This is a genomic window from Arthrobacter sp. NPDC055138, from assembly GCF_053607305.1.
This window is the reverse complement of record NZ_JBSGTH010000005.1, coordinates 152,705-170,458: the sequence shown is the minus strand read 5'-3', so window position 1 is coordinate 170,458 and position 17,754 is coordinate 152,705. Positions and strand designations below refer to the sequence as shown.

Annotated in this window: 20 protein-coding genes and 1 other RNA gene; 6 read left to right on the top strand and 15 right to left on the bottom strand. The window is 66.5% G+C overall.

All coding sequences use genetic code 11. The features are described 5' to 3' along the window. Window positions 1-53 precede the first annotated feature (53 nt). Both ACWF5H_RS13885 and smpB read left to right on the top strand, forming a co-directional pair. Entirely contained in the window at window positions 54-1,433 is a 1,380-nt protein-coding gene (locus tag ACWF5H_RS13885) for a peptidoglycan DD-metalloendopeptidase family protein (protein ID WP_364648476.1), read from the top strand. A gap of 83 nt (window positions 1,434-1,516) precedes the next feature. After that, window positions 1,517-1,990, top strand: coding sequence for an SsrA-binding protein SmpB (gene smpB, locus ACWF5H_RS13880; RefSeq protein WP_364648479.1), 474 nt, complete (start codon window positions 1,517-1,519; stop codon window positions 1,988-1,990). A gap of 51 nt (window positions 1,991-2,041) precedes the next feature. Here smpB and ACWF5H_RS13875 read toward each other — a convergent pair whose 3' ends face one another. Then, entirely contained in the window at window positions 2,042-3,181 is a 1,140-nt protein-coding gene (locus ACWF5H_RS13875; RefSeq protein ID WP_452037537.1) for a carboxylate-amine ligase, read from the bottom strand. Between the two features lie 132 nt (window positions 3,182-3,313). Here ACWF5H_RS13875 and ssrA point away from each other — a divergent pair. Then, window positions 3,314-3,683: a transfer-messenger RNA gene (gene ssrA / locus ACWF5H_RS13870) on the top strand. Window positions 3,684-3,788: 105 nt separating this feature from the next. On the opposite strand, the gene ACWF5H_RS13865 is transcribed toward ssrA, so the two are convergent. After that, the gene (locus ACWF5H_RS13865) at window positions 3,789-4,160 is read right to left on the bottom strand and encodes a hypothetical protein (protein ID WP_452037536.1); all 372 of its coding nucleotides are present in this window, start codon (window positions 4,158-4,160) and stop codon (window positions 3,789-3,791) included. A 214-nt stretch (window positions 4,161-4,374) separates the two neighbouring features. Here ACWF5H_RS13865 and ACWF5H_RS13860 point away from each other — a divergent pair, with 214 nt between their 5' ends. Beyond that, window positions 4,375-5,079, top strand: coding sequence for an AfsR/SARP family transcriptional regulator (locus ACWF5H_RS13860; protein ID WP_452037534.1), 705 nt, complete (start codon window positions 4,375-4,377; stop codon window positions 5,077-5,079). Window positions 5,080-5,143: 64 nt separating this feature from the next. Here the strand turns inward: ACWF5H_RS13860 and ACWF5H_RS13855 are convergent, their stop codons facing one another. The 10 genes from ACWF5H_RS13855 to ACWF5H_RS13810 all read right to left on the bottom strand — a co-directional run bounded on the left by ACWF5H_RS13855 (window position 5,144) and on the right by ACWF5H_RS13810 (window position 14,556). Next, window positions 5,144-6,244, bottom strand: a complete 1,101-nt coding sequence (locus ACWF5H_RS13855) for a carboxylate-amine ligase (protein WP_364648491.1) — start codon at window positions 6,242-6,244, stop codon at window positions 5,144-5,146. Between the two features lie 155 nt (window positions 6,245-6,399). Beyond that, window positions 6,400-7,125, bottom strand: coding sequence for a metal-dependent transcriptional regulator (locus ACWF5H_RS13850; RefSeq protein ID WP_452037532.1), 726 nt, complete (start codon window positions 7,123-7,125; stop codon window positions 6,400-6,402). Between the two features lie 43 nt (window positions 7,126-7,168). Then, window positions 7,169-8,065: a metal ABC transporter permease gene (locus ACWF5H_RS13845; protein ID WP_452037530.1), complete on the bottom strand. Its 897-nt coding sequence runs from the start codon at window positions 8,063-8,065 to the stop codon at window positions 7,169-7,171. Then, on the bottom strand, window positions 8,052-8,831 hold the full coding sequence (locus ACWF5H_RS13840; RefSeq protein WP_452037529.1) for a metal ABC transporter ATP-binding protein: 780 nt from the start codon (window positions 8,829-8,831) through the stop codon (window positions 8,052-8,054). Before ACWF5H_RS13840 ends, ACWF5H_RS13845 begins: the two co-directional genes overlap by 14 nt. After that, entirely contained in the window at window positions 8,828-9,736 is a 909-nt protein-coding gene (locus ACWF5H_RS13835) for a metal ABC transporter substrate-binding protein (RefSeq protein ID WP_452037527.1), read from the bottom strand. The genes ACWF5H_RS13840 and ACWF5H_RS13835 overlap by 4 nt, the downstream gene beginning before the upstream one ends. 66 nt (window positions 9,737-9,802) lie before the next feature. Beyond that, window positions 9,803-10,561, bottom strand: coding sequence for a class I SAM-dependent methyltransferase (locus tag ACWF5H_RS13830; RefSeq protein WP_452037526.1), 759 nt, complete (start codon window positions 10,559-10,561; stop codon window positions 9,803-9,805). Window positions 10,562-10,586: 25 nt separating this feature from the next. Continuing rightward, a complete protein-coding gene (hisN, locus tag ACWF5H_RS13825; protein ID WP_452037524.1) occupies window positions 10,587-11,471 on the bottom strand; it encodes a histidinol-phosphatase in 885 nt (294 codons plus the stop codon). A 66-nt stretch (window positions 11,472-11,537) separates the two neighbouring features. Beyond that, window positions 11,538-12,641, bottom strand: coding sequence for a ribosome small subunit-dependent GTPase A (rsgA, locus tag ACWF5H_RS13820; RefSeq protein WP_452037522.1), 1,104 nt, complete (start codon window positions 12,639-12,641; stop codon window positions 11,538-11,540). A gap of 2 nt (window positions 12,642-12,643) precedes the next feature. Beyond that, complete coding sequence (gene aroA / locus ACWF5H_RS13815; RefSeq protein ID WP_452037520.1) at window positions 12,644-13,963, bottom strand: 3-phosphoshikimate 1-carboxyvinyltransferase; 1,320 nt, start codon at window positions 13,961-13,963, stop codon at window positions 12,644-12,646. Between the two features lie 11 nt (window positions 13,964-13,974). Then, window positions 13,975-14,556: a DoxX family protein gene (locus ACWF5H_RS13810; protein ID WP_364648517.1), complete on the bottom strand. Its 582-nt coding sequence runs from the start codon at window positions 14,554-14,556 to the stop codon at window positions 13,975-13,977. A 330-nt stretch (window positions 14,557-14,886) separates the two neighbouring features. Between ACWF5H_RS13810 and ACWF5H_RS13805 the strand changes: the two genes are divergently transcribed. Next, window positions 14,887-15,591: a sigma-70 family RNA polymerase sigma factor gene (locus ACWF5H_RS13805; RefSeq protein ID WP_364648520.1), complete on the top strand. Its 705-nt coding sequence runs from the start codon at window positions 14,887-14,889 to the stop codon at window positions 15,589-15,591. Next, a complete protein-coding gene (rsrA, locus tag ACWF5H_RS13800) occupies window positions 15,588-15,851 on the top strand; it encodes a mycothiol system anti-sigma-R factor (RefSeq protein ID WP_364648523.1) in 264 nt (87 codons plus the stop codon). The genes ACWF5H_RS13805 and rsrA overlap by 4 nt, the downstream gene beginning before the upstream one ends. Window positions 15,852-15,982: 131 nt before the next feature. Here rsrA and ACWF5H_RS13795 read toward each other — a convergent pair whose 3' ends face one another. From ACWF5H_RS13795 to ACWF5H_RS13785, 3 genes are all read right to left on the bottom strand, one after another. Further along, entirely contained in the window at window positions 15,983-16,057 is a 75-nt protein-coding gene (locus tag ACWF5H_RS13795) for a 50S ribosomal protein bL37 (RefSeq protein WP_394940783.1), read from the bottom strand. Window positions 16,058-16,167: 110 nt separating this feature from the next. Next, window positions 16,168-16,764 (bottom strand): PadR family transcriptional regulator, encoded by a 597-nt coding sequence (locus ACWF5H_RS13790; RefSeq protein WP_452037518.1) that lies wholly within the window; start codon window positions 16,762-16,764, stop codon window positions 16,168-16,170. Further along, window positions 16,764-17,588, bottom strand: coding sequence for a DUF4097 family beta strand repeat-containing protein (locus ACWF5H_RS13785; RefSeq protein WP_452037516.1), 825 nt, complete (start codon window positions 17,586-17,588; stop codon window positions 16,764-16,766). Before ACWF5H_RS13785 ends, ACWF5H_RS13790 begins: the two co-directional genes overlap by 1 nt. Window positions 17,589-17,754 lie beyond the last annotated feature (166 nt).

Below are 17,754 nucleotides of genomic sequence, written 5' to 3'. Positions count from 1 at the left end.
GCCGTTCAACGCCGCGGAAGAAATGCCTTCCGCAGGGGATTCTGAGTGCAGCCATGGCGGCTCTGCTCGCGTTCTCGCTGGGATCAGCCGGGCCGGCCCAGGCCGACGAGCTCGACGACCGCAAGGCGGCGCTGGAACAGGAAATCGAGGAGATCGAGCACTCGCTGGAATTCCTTGACGCGGACATCGTGGAGACGGTCAAGGAGCTCAAGGAGTACCAGAGCCGGTTGCCCGGGGCACAGCAGAAGCTCTCCGAGGCCGAGGGCAGGGTGGAAGCGGCTGCCAACAAGGTGGCCGCCCTGGCGCAGCGCGTTGATCTGGCCCTGCAGACCAAGGACAAGATCAACCAGCAGCTGGCCAGCGACGCCGAAGAGCTCAAGGAGACCAAGAAGGTCATCGGCCAGATTGCCACCCAGGCCTACAAGCAGGGCGGCGTGCCGTCCAACCTGTCGCTGTTCTTCGGCTCCGACGGCGACGCGAGCCTGGCCAGCACCATCGACCTGGCCGACCAGGCGCTGCGCAGCCAGAACGCAGCGTTGAACAAACTGTCCCAGCAGAACGCCACCAACGTGAACTCCCAGGCGCGGCTGGAGGCCGTGGAAGAGGAAATCAGGGACCTGAAGGCACAAGCCGAGGACGCGTTGGCGGCGGAACAGACCGCCCGTGACGAGGCCGCGGCCGAGAAGCAGAAGGTCGACCAGCTGATTTCCGAGACCTCGGCGCTGTCGGACAGCCTGCAGGCCCGGAAACCGGAGATCGAGCAGGAGCTGGCCAAGTCCGAGCAGGCCCAGCAGCAGGTGCTCGCCCAGATCAAGGAGCGGCAGGAACGGCTGCGCCGCGAGGCAGAGGAGAAGGCCCGGCGCGAAGCCGAAGAGCAGCGCAAGGCCCAGGAAGCGTGGGAACGCGAACAGGCCCGGATCAAGGCGGCCCAGCAGGCGGCGCGGAACAACGGCCAGCCGGTGCCGCAGATCATTCCCAAGGTCAAGCCGCCGAAACCGGCCACCTCATCGCCGTCGTCCTTTGGATTGATCAGCCCAACCAGCGGCGCCATCACCTCCGGGTTCGGCTGGCGGAGCACGCCGCCCGGCACCATCGACTTTTTCGGCACCGGCGGCTACCTGCACAGCGGGATCGATTATGGACCCGGCTGCAATGCCCCGGTGTATGCGCCCGCCGCCGGCACAGTGGAGCGCGCAGACGGCTCGGTCTGGGGCGGCGGCAACAGCGTGACGATCAGCCACGGCTGGGTGGCCGGCAACGTGCTGGACACGAACTACTACCACCTGAACAAGTACGTGGTGTATGCCGGCCAGCAGGTCGGGCAGGGACAATTGATCGGCTACGTGGGCAGCACCGGTAACTCCACCGGGTGCCACCTTCACTTCGAAACCATCCTGAATGCCGACTTCGTAAATCCGCTGAACTTGCTCTAACGCTCCGGCTGGAGCGGGCGCCGCGGGACCAAAGCCCGCGACGCCGTTATAATGGAACGTTCCGACGACGAAGGAGTTACACCGTGCCCAGAGAAAGTGGCCGAAAGGTAGTGGCCACCAATCGAAAGGCCCGGCACGACTACCACATCATGGATACCTACGAGGCCGGGATGGCCTTGATGGGAACTGAGGTGAAGTCCCTGCGCGAGGGCCGCGCCTCGTTGGTGGACGGCTTCGCCATCTTCTACAACGACGAGCTGTATCTGGAGTCCGTCTACATCCCGGAATACCTCAACGGGAGCTGGACGAACCACGCCGCCCGCCGCCGGCGGAAGCTGCTGCTGCACCGGGCCGAGCTGGAGAAGATTGCGCGCGCCACCCGGGAGTCCGGCTACACCATTGTGCCGCTGCAGCTGTACTTCAATGACGGCCTGGCCAAAGTGGAGATCGGCGTGGGCCGCGGCAAGAAAGATTACGACAAGCGGCAGACGCTGCGCGAGAAGCAGGACAACCGCGAGGCCCTGCGCGCCATGCGGGAGAAGAACCGCGGAGCCTGACCCGCGGGAGCCGCGGTCATGCGGGGGCGGACCCTTGCTGCTCCGGCAACGTCAGCCGGCCGTTATGGACCGGCTCACCAAATCGAGCCACGCTGACAGTCCGCCGCCGGCCAGCGCCGCCCGCTGGCGCTGCGCGCCGTTGCCCTCCAACCGCAGTCTGGCGCACTGCTCATGCACCCAGCCGCGGTCCCCGTGTTGTTCCAGGGCGTCGTCGATGTGCCGGAGCAGCAGCTCAAGGACGTCGAACGCGGGCCAGAGGGTTGCCGAATCAAGGTGCACCAGTTTGTCGGACAGCCCGAACCGGGCAGCCTGCCAGAGCGCCACATCCAGATGCTCCGGGAAGTGGTTGGCAGCCAGCCGGCCGGCGACGGCGGCAGCCTGTTCGGTAGCTACCAGCGCCCTCGCGAGTCCCGCCAGCAGCACGCTGTCCGACGCCGTGAGCTGGCTGTCGGAGGCACGGATTTCGATGGTGGGGAACTGGTCCGACAGTCGTGCGAGCCAGGAAATGTGGCCCGGGTCCGGTGCTACCCCGGAGGCGTACAGCTGCCGCACGCGGACGCGGTAATCGTGCAAGTCGGCAAAGTACGGCGGACACCCCTGGATCTGCCACCGGCGGTACAGGATGGTCCGCCAGCTGGCGAAGCCGCTGTCCGCATGCCGCCAGAACGGCGAGTTGGCCGAGACCGCGGTCAGCAAGGGCAGCCAGGGCCGCAGGCGGTTGAGCACCTGCAGCCGCACCTCCGGATCAGCCACTTCAACGTGGATGTGCATGCCGGTGACATACTGGTCGGCGACCAGCGCCGGCGCACGTTCGGCAATGCCGCGGTAGCGGGGAGAATCGGTCACCGATGCCGGGCGCAGATCGGCGTCGAAAATCACGCCGATTCCGGCCGCTGCAGCACCGGTCGAGACCGCGCTGTGGGCTAGATCGCGGCGGAAGTCCAGCAGGGCCTCGGCAGCTTCGGCCAGGGTGCGGCATACCGGTGTGGCGGTCTCCACCTGGCAGTCCAGCAACTCGGTACTGACCCAGTCAGGGTTGGTGTCCAGCCGCAAGGCCGCCCGCACGGCCGGCCCCGTGGGCACCGGCTGTGCCGACCGGGGATCCATCAGCAGGAATTCTTCCTCGATGCCGAAGGTGGCCGAGGTGGAAGTCGGTCCCGCCGCTGTGCCCTCCGTTGCACGCACGACCATGGTTGAAGCGTAATCTCGCCCGGGCATGCTGGCTAGAATAATGAGGGAATAGACAGCTGTAGGGATGGGTTACACTGGATGGTCCGGGCAGGTAACTGACCGGCACCAATAGTTATTTTGATAACTACATACGGGGATGACAGGTTTCGACGATGTTAGTCGCGCCAGGGGAAGCGGGCCGAGGATGCAGAGTTATCTCGGAAACGCTCTCTGCAAACCAATAAGTGCCGAATCTAAGCGCACTGACTTCGCACTCGCTGCCTAAGTAGCGGTGCAAGTCCGTCAGCCCGGGGATGCTCTCGCCCCGGATGCTGGCGTCATTAAGAGAGCCACTGCTGGATGCCTTCGCCGTTGGGGTATCCGGGACATTTAGACGGCTGGGCCCGGGTCAGCCACCTGTTTGCAGGATGGTTGGGGCCAAGAAAACCCGACGCAAACTGCGCCCGGAGAAGTCCTGGCAACACAACATCGGACGGGGGTTCAATTCCCCCCATCTCCACTGATTTAGCCCCGGATTTCCGGGGCTTTTTCTTTTCTTGCCGGGGGCAGCTCGAGGGCCCTGCCCCCGGCCGAGGGCCCTGCCCCCTGAAGGCCCTGGCCGATCGGGTCAGGAGCCGGGCAGCGCCACGTCGACGATCCCGATGAACCTGGTGCCGATGCCGTCATACTCGCTGCGGACCCAGCCGGCGGGCAATTCCGGCAGCTCGCCGGGGTCATGGTGCTGGCAGTAGACGTAAGTGAATTCGGGCCACCATTTCTTCGGCCGGGCCGTCTCTTCGTGGCCGCACACGACGCACCGCAGCGAGGTCCAGACCGGCCGCTTGCCCGTGCGGTTGGCGCGCGACTGGGCCAGCCAAGCCGGCGGGTTGGTGTCCAGCGCGGCGAGTTCCTCCCGGGAGATTCGGGACGGGATGCCGTGGCGTTTGGCCATCTCCGGCGGGATATCGAGGAACTGGGCTGCTTCGCGTCTGGTAATCATCACCTACCACCTTGGACCGGGGCGCCACCGGCCGCAACTTGGGGTTTCCTTGCGGTCGGGGGCCAGACCGGTCGGCCGCCTCACGATACTCAGGTTATTTTCAGGATGAATCCTTTAGCTCCGTTGACAACGCCAGACAGGATGGGAAGCTGATCGAGGAGACGTTTTCGGCAGTGGCTAGGGGTGCCTAATAAATGCCTTGGGGGGCACGAAAATGAATGCAGAACACAGCTGGGAAGTCCAGTTATTAGGGGGATGGCAGATTCGCCGCGGAGGACTTCCCGTCAAAGTAACCATCCGGCAGCAGCGCCTCATCGCCGTGCTCGCCTTGTACGGCAGCCAGCCACGCGCGTTCCTGGCCGGACTGCTCTGGCCCGACAGTTCGGACAAGCAGGCAACGGGGAGCCTCCGGGAGACCATCTGGATGATCTCCCACCAGCTGCCTGGGTTGCTGGTGGAGAGCCGGGATCCGCTGGCACTCGCTGCGGACGTGGTGGTGGATGTCCATGAAATCGGCCGGAGTCTAGCCGCCCTGGATGGGGATCCCGGTGCCCGACTGCGGCCGGAGATGCTCGATCGGCTGCGCACCGCCGAACTGCTGCCCGGATGGTACGAGGACTGGGTCATGGCAGAGCAGGAACGGTGGAAGCAATTGAGGATATCGGCGCTGGAACGTCTCGCCACGCGATATCTGGAGCGCGGCGAGACGGATCAGGCTACCGACGCGGCGGGATTTGCCATCGCCATTGAACCGCTGCGTGAAAGCGCCCAGCGGCTGTTGCTGGAGACGCACATTGCCGATGGCAACTATGCCCAGGCATTGCGCGCGTTCGAGGTTTTCAAGTCCCGGCTGTGGAGGGAATTCGGGGTGGAACCTTCGGCCAAGATTACAAAGATCATGGCGCCGCTGCTCACCTAGCCAGCTTCAGCGGCCGGCAGGGCGGCTCGGGCGGGACGGCTGTTGGCCTCCCGCCCGCGCCGACTTACGGCTCGGCGGTCAGCGACGTCGCATAGAGATCCAACAGGGCCGGAAGCCCGCCGGACTCCATTGCCCGACGCTGCCGTTCGGCGCCGGTTCCCGTGGCGAAAAGCCGTTCAATGCTGGCATCCACCCACTCCGCATCGCCTTCCTCCTCCAGGGCTGGCCGGATGTAGCGCAGCAGCATGCCCACCACGTCCCGTGCCGGCAGCAACAAGCCGGACTCCGGATCCACCAAGCGGTCGGCCAGGCCCTGCCGTCCGGCCTGCCAAACGGCGGCATCCAGCAGCTCGGGCTCCGGCTGCAGGAAAGAACGTGCTGCAGCTTCGTCGGCCAGCACCGTGGAGATCAGCCCCCGGATCACTGCCGCGATCAATACGGCGTCCTGGGCCTCGAGCTGCACATCTGCCGCACGGACTTCGAGGGTGGGGTAGCGGTCGGAGAGCCGTGCCAGCCACGTGAGGACCCCCCGGTCAATAATCACGCCGGAGTCCACCAAGCGCTGGATGCGGCGCTCGTAGTCGGCGGCGTCGCGGAAGACCGGCGCGCAGCCCTGGACCGGCCAGCGGCGGTAGTGCACAATCCGCCAGCTGCCGAATCCGCTGTCGCGGTCCAGCCAGTACGGCGAGTTGGCGCTGAGCGCCACCACCGCCGGCATCCACGGCCTGATCCGGTTCAGGGCCTGCACTCCGGCTTCCTTATCCGGGACGGAGACGTGGACGTGCTGGCCGTTGACGAACTGGTCGGCCACAATGCCCTTGGCACTGGCCTTCAGCTGGTGGTAGCGCTGATTGTCCGTGACCTCCGGGTAGTCGTCCTGGATCCGAGGTGCGGTGCCCGTGGCGGCGGCACGTATGCCGGTTTTCCGGACAGCAGCATCGAGTTCCCGGCGGAAGTTCAGCAGCGACTCCTCGGCTTCGGTGAGCGTGGAGCAGACTGCGGTGGCGGTTTCGATCTGGCAGGTGAGCAGTTCGCGTTGGATTTCCCCGCGGGCCACATGCAACGATCCTTCGAGGTTTTCGGCGACCTTGTCCGCCATCGGGGCGGGCAGGCCGGTGGTCGGATCCAGCAGCAGGTATTCTTCTTCAATTCCCAGAGTCGCCAAGGGACACCTTTCTTCTGCTTCCATCTGCCGAAGCTCGGACAAAGCCGAGCCTAACCGATCAACCCGCGCTTGTGGGCGCGGTCAGGGCCGTCGTGCCCGGCCGGACGGCACGGAAGGCGCGGTACCGACGCACAGGCGCGCGGCCGGCGTCGTACTCAGGAAGCGAGCAAACAACCCGGATGCGGATCACTGTGCACCCATAGTGCGGCGGCCGCCTGGTCACCCAGATCCAGCTCGCGCGCGGATCCGGTGGGTCCAAAACGAACCACCAGCGCACCGCCGAAGGGGCGCCTGCCGACAACTTCCACGCGGTCGTCGAGCCTGATCTGCTCGGAACTGAAGAAGCGCAGCAGATCGGCGTCGGCGTCACTGATCCGGGTGATCCGACCGGTGTGACCGCCGTCGAGTTCCTCCAGCTGCACGGCGTTGGGCACGTGCACCGTGCCGTCCGCCGAGGGGATGGGGTCGCCGTGCGGGTCGCGCTGCGGATTGCCCAGCTTGGCCGCCATCCGGTTGATGAAGGTGTCGGAGACAGTGTGTTCGAGCAGCTCGGCTTCGTCGTGAACCTCGTCCCAGGCGTAGCCGAGTTCCTGGACCAGGAAGGTCTCCAGCACTCGGTGCCGGCGGACCATGGTCAGTGCCAGCCGGCGGCCGGCACTGGTCAGTTCAATGGCGCTGTACGGCCTGTGGTCCACCAGTTGCAGCTCCACCAGCTTTCGCACCATCTCGGAGACCGATGAGTTGGCCACGCCCAGGCGCGCGGCCAGCTGGGAGGACGTGATGGGCTTGTCCTGCCACTCGGTGAAGGCGTAGATGACTTTGACATAGTCCTGCACACTGGACGAGCCGCTGCTGAGCGCGGTTTTCCTTGCCGGTGGCATGCGGTTTCACCCTTTCGTCGTACGTCCGTGAAGGACTGCAGGCTTACAGCCTGGTGCTGCTGGTTTCCGGCTGCACGGCGGTGCGCCGGCCCTCCGACCGGCGGCGTACCAACTGCCAGATTACCCCGGTTCGCGGCGCGGACAGGTAGACCACGAGGAAGACCAGGGCCTGGGCCAGGACCACCGCCGCACCGGTAGCGACGTCCAGATAGTAGCTGGCATAGATGCCGGCGACCGAGGCCGCGGCCGTGACCGATGCGGCGATGACCAGCATGGCGTCAAATCGGCGGGTCAGCAGGAACGCGGTGGCGCCCGGCGTAATCAGCATGGCCACCACCAGCACGATGCCCACTGCCTGCAGGCCGACGACGACGGTGAGCGCCAGCAACCCCAGCAGGAGCACCGACAGCCAGCGGGTGCTGAGGCCGATGGCGTGCGCGTGGACGCGGTCGAAGGCGAACAGAGTGAGATCGCGGCGTTTGAACAGCAGCACGCACAGGGTCACCGCACCCAGGCCAAGCACCTGCAGCAGTTCGCCGTCGCTGACGCCCAGAACGTTGCCGAACAAGATGTGCTGCAGATCGGTCTGGCTGGGCGTCTTGGAGATGATGGCCAGGCCGGCGGCGAAGAACGCGGTGAACACCACACCGATCACGGTGTCGCCCTTCAACCGGGTGGAGGAGCGGACGCCGCCGATCAGCGCCACTGCGGCCGCGCCGAAGACGAAGGCGCCGAGCGAGAAAGGAACGCCGATGATGTAGGCCAATGCAACGCCTGGCAGCACGGCATGGGAGACGGCATCTCCCATCAGCGACCAGCCCATCAGGATCAGCCAGCAGGAGAGCACCGCGGACACAATGGATGCCGCCAGCGTGACCAGCAAGGCGCGGGTCAGGAACCCGTACTGCAACGGCTCCAGCAGCCAGTTAGCTAAGTCCACGGCGGACTCCTTCCGCGGGGCCGATCAGCGCGGAGCCGAAGGCTAGGGCCAGATTGTCATTGGTTAGCACTTCCGCCGGCGATCCGTGCGCCAAAACCTTCTGGTGCAGCAGGATCGCCTCGTCGCACAACTGCGGGATGCCGGCCAGGTCATGGGTGGAGATCAGGATCGTCTTGCCCTCGTGGCGCAGCTCCTTCAGCAGGGTGATCAGGCCCGCTTCCGAGGCCTTGTCCACGCCGGCGAACGGCTCGTCGAGCAACAGCAGCCCGGCGTCCTGGGCGATGCCGCGGGCCACGAACGCGCGTTTCCGCTGGCCCCCTGACAGCTCGCCGATCTGGCGGTGCTGCAGGTGGCTCAGGCCCGTCCGTTCCAGCGCCGCCTCCACGGCTTCACGGTCCCCGCGGTGCGGCCGGCGCATGGGGCCGAGCCGGCCGTAGCGGCCCATCATCACCACATCCCGCACGGACACCGGGAAGGTCCAATCGACGTCTTCGGACTGGGGAACGTAGCTGACCAAGTTCAACTTCCGCGCTTGCCGGGGGGAGAGGCCGAACAGTTCCACCGTGCCGGAGGTCGGATGCGCCAGCCCCATCAGCGACTTGAACAGCGTGGACTTGCCGGAGCCGTTGACCCCGATCAGCCCGCAGATGGTCCCCAACGCTATCGTGACGCCGACGTCGTCCAGGGCCACGACGTCGTTATAGGCCACGCGCAGGCCGGCCACCGAGATGGCGGGAGCCTCGGCCGGGATGACATGTGTGCTCACGGTGCCAGTCCTTCCTTCATCAGGGAGATGTCATGCCTGATCAGGTCCAGATGAGTGGGGACCGGGCCGTCCGGTCCGGAGAGGGAATCCACATACAGCGGCGTGATGAACCTGGCGCCGGTGGCCATTGCTACCTGCCGCATCGATTCCGGGTTGACCGTCGATTCGCAGAACACCGAGGGGATCCGGTGCTGGCGGACCTGTCCAATGACTTCTTTGATCTGCCGGGGCGTACCCTCTGCATCCGAGTTCACCGGCCAGAGATACGCCTCGTGCAGCCCGGCGTCGCGGGCCAGGTAGGAGAAGGCCCCCTCACAGCTGACCAGGGCAGGAACGGCCGCCGGATCGGCGAAGGCTGCCTTCAGGTCTTCCATCACCAGGTCCAGCTCATGACGGTAGGCCGCGCCGTTGCGCTGGAAATCCTCGGCGTGTCCGGGCACCAGGTCGCTGAAGGCGCGGACGATGTTGTCCACGTAGATCTTGGCCGCTTCCGGCGACATCCAGGCGTGCGGATTCGGCCGGCCCTCATAGTTGCCCGCTGTGATGTTCACCGGCTCCACTCCGTCGCTGAGGACCACATGCGGCGCCGGGACCGCATTCAGGAACCGCGCGAACCAGCGTTCGAGCCCCAGCCCGTTGTCCAGTACGAGGTCGGCATCCTGCGCTTTGACCAAGTCCGACGGCGTGGGCTGGTAGCCGTGGATTTCGGCGCCGATCTTGGTGATGGAGATGACCTCCACATGCCCGCCGCCGATCTTGTTGGCCATGTCGGCCAGGACGGTGAAAGTGGTCAGCACCAGCGGCCGGTCGCCCGCCGAGGCGGCAGCGGGTGGACGGGCACAGCCAGCCAGGGCCAGCACGGCGGCCATGGCCAGCAGGCACCCCTTCACCCAATATTTCGGCATGCCTAAATTTTGCCGGACGGTCGGCCTCAACACAAGCCGCGCGAACCCATGACCGCACTCGGCCGCTCAGACCGCCCTGGCCCGCCAACTGTGGGTCAGGTACGGCAGGCCGATCTGCGCCCCGGGGGAGTGGCCCAGATGGTCGTGAAGGTACCAGTCGAGGTTGGCCAGCACCTTCGTCCGGGTTGCCTCGTTGGCGCGCAGGTAATAGCTGCGGGTCTTGGCCAGTTCCATCACGTCGAGTGTGCTGAGCGGATCCTGCCACCGGGTGTCGTGCCCTTCGAGTCCGCTGAACTCCGGACCGATGCGGGGACGGAAATCCGGCTTGAGCACGTCGCCCGCATGCATGATGCGCGTGAGCCGGTGCACCCACGGCACGCCGGTATCCAACTGATTCCAGACCAGTCCCAGGACGCCGCCGGGCTTCAGGATCCGGGCGGCCTCGGTGCTGGCCCGGAGCGGGTCCGTCCAGTGCCAGGCCTGGGCCACGGTGACAACATCCATGCTGGCGCCGGCAAGCCCGGTGTGCTCCGCGGTGCCGACCACCGTGATCACGCCGGGCAGGTTGCGCTTGAGCTGGGCGAGCATGTCCGCGGACGGGTCGACCGCCACCACCTGCAGCCCCCGCGCGGCCAACGCGGCGGTGTATTTGCCGGTACCGGCACCCAGATCCGCGGCGGTTCGGGCGTTGGCCGGCAGCAGCCAGCCCACCGCGTCGTCCGGGTAGCCGGGGCGGATGCGGTCGTAGTGTTCGCCGCCCTGCTGGAAGGTGTCGCCGTATGCCCGGCGCCGGTCATCGTCCATCCGGGGGCCGCCGTGTGCCACGTGGTGCTCCTTGTGCAGCGGCCGGCTACCGGCTCTCGCCGTCGGCTTCGGTGCTGCCGGCTGCCGCGTCGTCGTACGCCGCCGTGGCCGAACCAGCCGGGCGCTGTCCGCGCAGTTCGGGGTTCAAGCGGTGCAGGGCCGCCTGGTGCAGCAGGCCGTTGGTGGCCAGCGCGTTGCCGCCGAACGGGCCGTCTTCGCCCTCCAACGAGCTGAACGTGCCGCCGGCTTCGGTCACGATCGGGACCAGGGCGGCCATGTCGTAGAGGTTCAATTCCGGTTCGCAGGCGATGTCCACGGCGCCTTCGGCGACCAGGCAATAGGACCAGAAGTCGCCGAACGCGCGGGTGCGCCAGACCGTTTCAGTCAGATCGAGGAAATCGTCCAGGTTGCCGCGCTCCTTCCAGCCGCCCAAGCTGGAGTAGGACATGGACGCGTCCTCCAGCCGGTCCACGGCGGAAACCTGAAGCCGGGTGGCTGCGGCCAGCGAACGCCCGGTGTAGGCGCCGGTTCCCTTGGCTGCCCACCACCGCTTGCCCAGCGCGGGAGCACTGACCAGGCCCACGACCGGCTGCCCCTCGTCCACCAGGGCGATCAGAGTGGCCCAGACCGGAACGCCGCGGACAAAGTTCTTGGTGCCGTCAATCGGATCGATGATCCAGCGGCGGGCACCGTGGCCGCTGCTGCCGAACTCCTCGCCCAGCACCGCATCGCGCGGCCGGGACCGGGAGAGCTGCCCGCGGATGGCCTCTTCGGCGGCGCGGTCCGCGTCGGTAACCGGCGTCAGATCCGGCTTGGTCTCCACCTTCAGGTCAAGGGCCTTGAACCGGGCCATGGTCTGCGAGTCCACGGAATCGGCCATCACATGGGCCAGGCGCAGATCGTCGTTGTAGGTTTGCGGAGCGTGGGTCATAGGTTTCAACTTATCGGTAAGTGCAGTGCGGACGCGGGAGGCAGCGCCCGCAACCGGGTGCCGGAGCTAGACCGTGCCGAGCTCTTTGGCCTCCGGCCGTTCCTCGGCGCCGAGCAAACGGCGCAGCGACGCCAGCCGGGCCACCCCGGCATCGCCGGCCCCGCCGTCCGCCACGTAGGCGTCCAGGCCGCAGCCGATGGCCGCCGCGTCGTGCTTGCAGCCGCGCGCGCAGTCGGCCGTGCCGGGCTCCAGATCCGGGAAGGCGGACAGGATGCGGTCCGGATCCACGTGGGCCAATCCGAAGGACCGGATGCCCGGGGTGTCGATGATCCAGGTGCCGGCCGGCGCGTCCAGGACTTTCAAGGCCAAGGCCGACGACGAGGTGTGCCGCCCGCGTCCGGTGACGGCGTTGACCCCACCGGTGGCCCGCTGCGCCCCGGTCAACGCGTTGACCATGGTGGACTTGCCCACGCCCGAGTGGCCCAGCGTGACGGTGACCTTGCCGTCGAGGTAACCGCGCAGTTCCGCCACGGCCTCGGTATCCAGCCGGGCGGAGAGGCCCTCGTCGGAGAGCGTATCCACGCCGGAAGCGTCCACGGCCGCGGTGCGGCTGACGATCACCGGCAGGTCCAGATGCTCGTAGTTGGAGAGCAGTTCGGCGGGGTCCTTAAGGTCCGCTTTGGTGACGCACAGCAGCGGGCTGATCCCCGCGTCGTACGCGGCCACCAGCGCGCGGTCGATGAATCCTGTTCGAGGTTCGGGATTTGCTGCGGCCACCACAATGACGAGCTGATCCGCATTCGCTACCACCACGCGTTCCACCGGGTCGGTGTCGTCCGCGCTGCGGCGCAACAGGGTGCGGCGTTCCTCCACCCGGACCAGACGCGCGAGGCTGTCCGGTTCGCCGGAAACATCGCCGACCAGTGCCACGAAGTCTCCCGCCACCACCGGGGTGCGGCGCAGTTCCCGGGCGCGGGCGGCCACGACGACGCGCTCGCCGTCGGTGTCTTCATCGACGACGGCGGTGTAGCGGCCGCGGTCGACCGTTACGATCCGGCCGAGCTCGGCATCCTCGTGCGCGGGACGGTCCTTGGTGCGCGGACGCGTTCCGCGCTTGTTGGGACGGATGCGCACATCCGATTCGTCCCAGCTTCCAGTGCTGCGCCCCACCGTCAGCCCTCGGTGGCCGAGGGCGCGGGTGCGGCAGCGTACATTTCCTGCCAGAGCTGCGGGAACTCGGGCATGGTCTTGGCCGTCGTTCCGATGTCCTCGACCTCCACGCCGCGCACGGCCAGGCCGATGATGGCACCTGCGGTAGCCATCCGGTGGTCTTCGTAGGAATGGAACAAACCGCCGTGCAGCGGCCGGGGGCGGATCAGCAGTCCGTCGGACGTCTCCTCCGCGTCGCCGCCCAGGCGGTTGATTTCCGTCACCAGGGCAGCCAGTCGGTCGGTTTCGTGGCCGCGCAGGTGGGCGATACCGCTCAGGCGGGACTGGCCGTCGGCCAGCGCGCACAGGGCGGCAGCGGTGGGAGCCAGTTCGCTGGTATCGGCCAGGTCTGCGCCGGTGATCTTTTCGCCGCCGATCACGGTCAGCGTCCCGTCCTCCAGCGTGACCGTGGCGCCGAGCCGCGGCAGGATGTCCCGCCAGGCGTCGCCCACCTGGGTGGTGGAAGCCGGCCAGTTCGGCACCCTGATCCGTCCGCGCGTGGCCAAGGCGGCGGCCAGGAACGGACCGGCGTTGGAGAGATCTTGCTCGATCCGGGTGTCGAAGGCGCGGATCGGGCCGGGCGAGACCACCCAGTGGTTCGGGCGGGAATCGTCCACGCTCACGCCGAGGTCGCGCAGCAACCGCACCGTCATGGCGATGTGGTCCAGGCTCGGCACACGCTCGCCGACGTGCTCCAGATGCAGGCCGTCGCGGAAACGCGGGCCCACCAGCAGCAGGGCGGAGACGAACTGCGAGGACGCACTGGCATCGATCGCCAGATGCCCGCCTGCCACACTGCCGGTCCCGGTGATGCGGAACGGGAGGCTGCCGCGCCCGCCGTCGTCCACTGCCACGCCCAGTTGGCGCAGCGCGTGGATGGTGGGGGACATCGGCCGGCGCCGTGCCGCGGGGTCGCCGTCGAACTCCACGTCACCGGTGCACAGCGCCGCCAGCGGCGGAACGAACCGCATGACGGTGCCCGCGAGGCCGCAGTCAACACCGGCGCGGCCCAGTGGTCGCGCCGGATCAATCGGTTCCACCAGCAGGTCGGGGCCGAACCGGCCGTCTCCCTCCGCTTCGGTAATCCGGGCGCCCAGGGACCGCAGCGCTTCCACCATCAGCACGGTGTCGCGTGAGTGCAGCGGTGCGCGCAGCCGGGACGGACCGTCGGCCAACGCGGCGAGCACCAAATAGCGGTTGGTCAGGGACTTGGAAGCGGGGATCTGGACCGTTGCGTCGATCGGCTTCTCGGCATAAGGAGCCGGCCAGCTGTGGGCAACCATGGGCATTGCGTTCAGGATCCCACCACATCCGCGGTGGCTTCGCGCACTACGCGTTCCGCCTTTTTCAGCTGTCTGCGGGCGTCCTTGCCCATCGATTCCGCATTGCGCCGGGCGCCCTTGCTGATGGAACGGACGTTGCGCCGGGCATCTGCCGCAAAGTGCTCGGCCCGCCAGACCAGCCCGGGCCGCCCGGCGGTGTCGACGGCTGCCAGCATGACGGCTCCGATCAGTGACAGATTCTTCAACAGCCGGTTGCGGCGCATTCGCCTGGCTTCCGGCGTGGCGGAATCAGCAGTCCGGTATTCCACCAGCGTGTTGACGGCGGTGGTGCCGGCCAACAGGGCCGCAGCAGGCCGGGAGAACTTGCCCATGCCCAGCAGGACGCCGGCACCCACCTGGACGGCGCCAATGACCCGTGCAATGGTCTTCTCTTGCCCTGCCAACGCTCCTGCCGCGGGAAGGACGGATTCTGTCTGCTGCACCAGCGGCCGCAGTGAAGCAGCCGTTTCGTCAGCGTGGCGCAAACGGTCAAGACCGGTGGCTACAAAACTGGTGGCCAGCAGGGGACGGGCGGCAAGGCGGACGATTGACATGGAAGCCTCCTGGGCGTCGGCGTGCGTCGAAGGAATCTGTGCCCTTCCCCTCGGCCGGACCGCGGGAAGGCGGCACTGGACACTAGTCTGGCACTTTTGTTGGCACCGCACACCTTACGGAGAGGTTTGGCATCATCCGCAGGGAATAGCCGGGCGGCAGCGAACGTTACGCCTGAGAGGAAATGCCGGGGCATTGTCTCCGGTTCAGGACGTGTCAGAACGAAGGGAAAACCTGTGACTACAGCGCTTGCCGAACCAGCCCACGCGGGGCCGGTAGACGGCGCAGCATCGGCCCCGGGGTTCGTGAAGCTCAGCGTAGACTGGGAGCCAATGACGACTGAGAATTCGGACGCCGCCAAGAACCGCAGCACCCCCGGAACAACGGGGCAGCCGGATGAGGTTGACGTCCAGACGGAAACTGCCGAGCAGCGCCGTGCCCGCTTTGAACGCGACGCGATGCAGTATGTGGACCAGCTGTACTCGGCCGCGATGCGGATGGCACGCAATCCCAGCGATGCCGAGGACCTGGTGCAGGAGGCCTACACCAAGGCGTTTTCGGCGTTTCATCAGTACAAGCCGGGGACCAACCTCAAGGCCTGGCTGTACCGGATCCTGACGAACACTTACATCAACCTCTACCGGAAGCGGCAGCGCGAACCGCAACAGTCCAACACGGACCAGGTAGAAGACTGGCAGATGTTCCAGGCTGCCTCCCACACTTCCTCAGGACTGCGGTCCGCGGAAGCGGAGGCATTGGACCATTTGCCGGACTCTGATGTGAAGGACGCCCTCCAAGCCATCCCGGAGGAATTCCGGCTGGCCGTTTACTTCTCGGATGTAGAGGGCTTCGCGTACAAGGAAATATCGGAAATTATGAACACCCCCATCGGTACCGTGATGTCCCGCCTGCACCGGGGACGCAAGCTGTTGCGCGAACTGCTTGCGGATTATGCGCACGAACGCGGCATGAGCGGTACCAAGGACAGGAAAAGCGCCGCAGCGGCGGTGGGGACACAACAGGAGAACGTCAAATGAGCGACTGCCACGGACTGGGCGACTGCGAAGACGACCGGATGCAACGGATTTACGAGTACGTTGACGGCGCACTCTCCCGCGACGACCTCGCGGAGATCAAGGCGCATCTGGACAGCTGCCAAGAGTGCGCCGAAGAACATAATCTGGAATGCCTGATCCGCTCGGTGGTGAGGCGCTCTTGCCAGGAGGCGGCACCGCAGACTCTGAAGGAACGCATCCTGGACAGGATCGGCCACATCAGGGAATCGGACACCGTCTAGTCTTTTCGGCGGGCCAGCTCTCCGGATGCAGCGCCGCCGTCCAACACACAACGGAAGAACCCCCGCCGCCCAATCGGGCACGGGGGTTCTTCGCTCAGCAGCATCAGCCGCGCGGGCTGGTGCCCAACCGCTTAGGTGTTGGGGCGCTTGCTGTGGTTTGCGCCGCCGCGCTTACGGTCACGACGCTTGCGTGCACGCTTGCTCATGGCTGCCTCCTTTGCTGGTTGAAAAAGAACTGCGCACCAGTCTTTCATACGCCCGCTCCTGCTCCTAACTGAAGGAGCTGCACGTCACTGAAGGAGCTGCACGCCGGAAGTCAGCGCAGGGCCGCGGTAATGGATGCTTTGGCCTGGTCCAGCACCGTGCGGATGGTCTGCACGGCGAGTTCGTCTACCGTTCCGGTGGCGCTGCGCCGGCGCAAGCGCACCCGCACGTCGTCGCGGAAGTCGTTGAGCAGGTGCTCCAGTTCCTTCACCGTCCGAAGCCCGGCGGCGTCGGCCGCGCGCGGAGAGGTCCTGGCTTTGCTGCGGGCGGCCTCGGCCGAGGCTGCCAGATCCGCCCGCAGACCCTTCATAGAGCTGCGGAGCTCGTCCCGCAACCCATCGGCGAGGCGCCGCACGGACTCGGAGATATCAGCTTCGACGTCGGCCAGCTCGTCCTGGCGGGCGGCCAGTTCCTGCCGTCCGGCTGCGGTGATGCTGTAGACCGTGCGCCGTCCGTCCGAGGTGGTGGCGACCAGGCCCTCCTCCTCCAGTTTGGCCAGCCGGGGATAGACGGTGCCCGCGCTGGGGGAGTAGGTGCCGCCGAACCGGTCGCTGAGGGCGCGGATGATGTCATAACCGTGCTTGTCCCCTTCTGCCAGCAAGGCGAGCAGATAGAGCCGCAAGGCGCCGTGGGCGAATACGGGAGGCATCAGTTCACCTGGCTTCCGGCAGTGTCCCGGTGGAAAACGGCCAAGGTGCCCGAGACTGTCGTGGAGCGGACGGTGAGACCGTGGCCTTCGGGGCCTATCCGGGTCTTCACCTTCTCCGAGAAGCCGAAGAACTTTTGGTCGTTGACGGTGATGCTGCCGGTCGCCGACGAAGCGGCCACGTCCACGCCGTATTGTTCGGGCACCCGTACGGTGACGTTGCCGGACACGGAGTTGACGGCCAGGTCCTGAGGTGTGCCCTGCAGGTCGAAGCTCAAGTCGCCGCTGACCGTGCTAGCCCGGACATGGTCCAGGTCGCCGGATGCGGTGACCTCGCCGGAGACGCTCTTGGCCGCCAGCGTGCCCCGGTGGCGGCGGACGATGATCTCGCCGCTGACAGTATTGACGGTGAGCATGCCGGCAGTTTCGTCGGCCATCATGGACCCTGACACGGTGTTCAAATCCGTGCTGGCGGCAATGCCGGATACGAGGCCGTCCCCGCTGACGGTGGAGGCCTTCACGGAAACGTTCCGTGGCAGCGCGATGCTGATTACGGCCTCCTCCCGGTAGCCGGAGACCGCCAGGTTGACCTGCCGTGCCAAGAATCCCAGGGGGCCCTCGGCGCCCTTGTTATGGCTGATCTCCAGCGTGCCGCCTCGCAGGGTCATCTCCAGCGGCGCGCCGGTGACTTCGGAGACCTCCACCCTGACGGCCGGCTCGTCGTGCACGATGATGTCCAGCCGCCCTTTGACGATGGAGGCCTTGAGCATGCGGACCCCGTCAACGTCGATGGTTTGTGGACCGTCGATGCTCCACGTATCGTTCATGGCTTGTCCTGACTGGTGGCGATACACCGCTCCCAACGCGATATATCTCGTAATGAAAGACACGATATATCGCGATATGAAGGCTGGCAAGGGTACGCCCGGAAATACAGGAACGGCGGGACCGGAGCATGGCCGGTCCCGCCGCCTGGGCAGTGCAGGTGCTGAC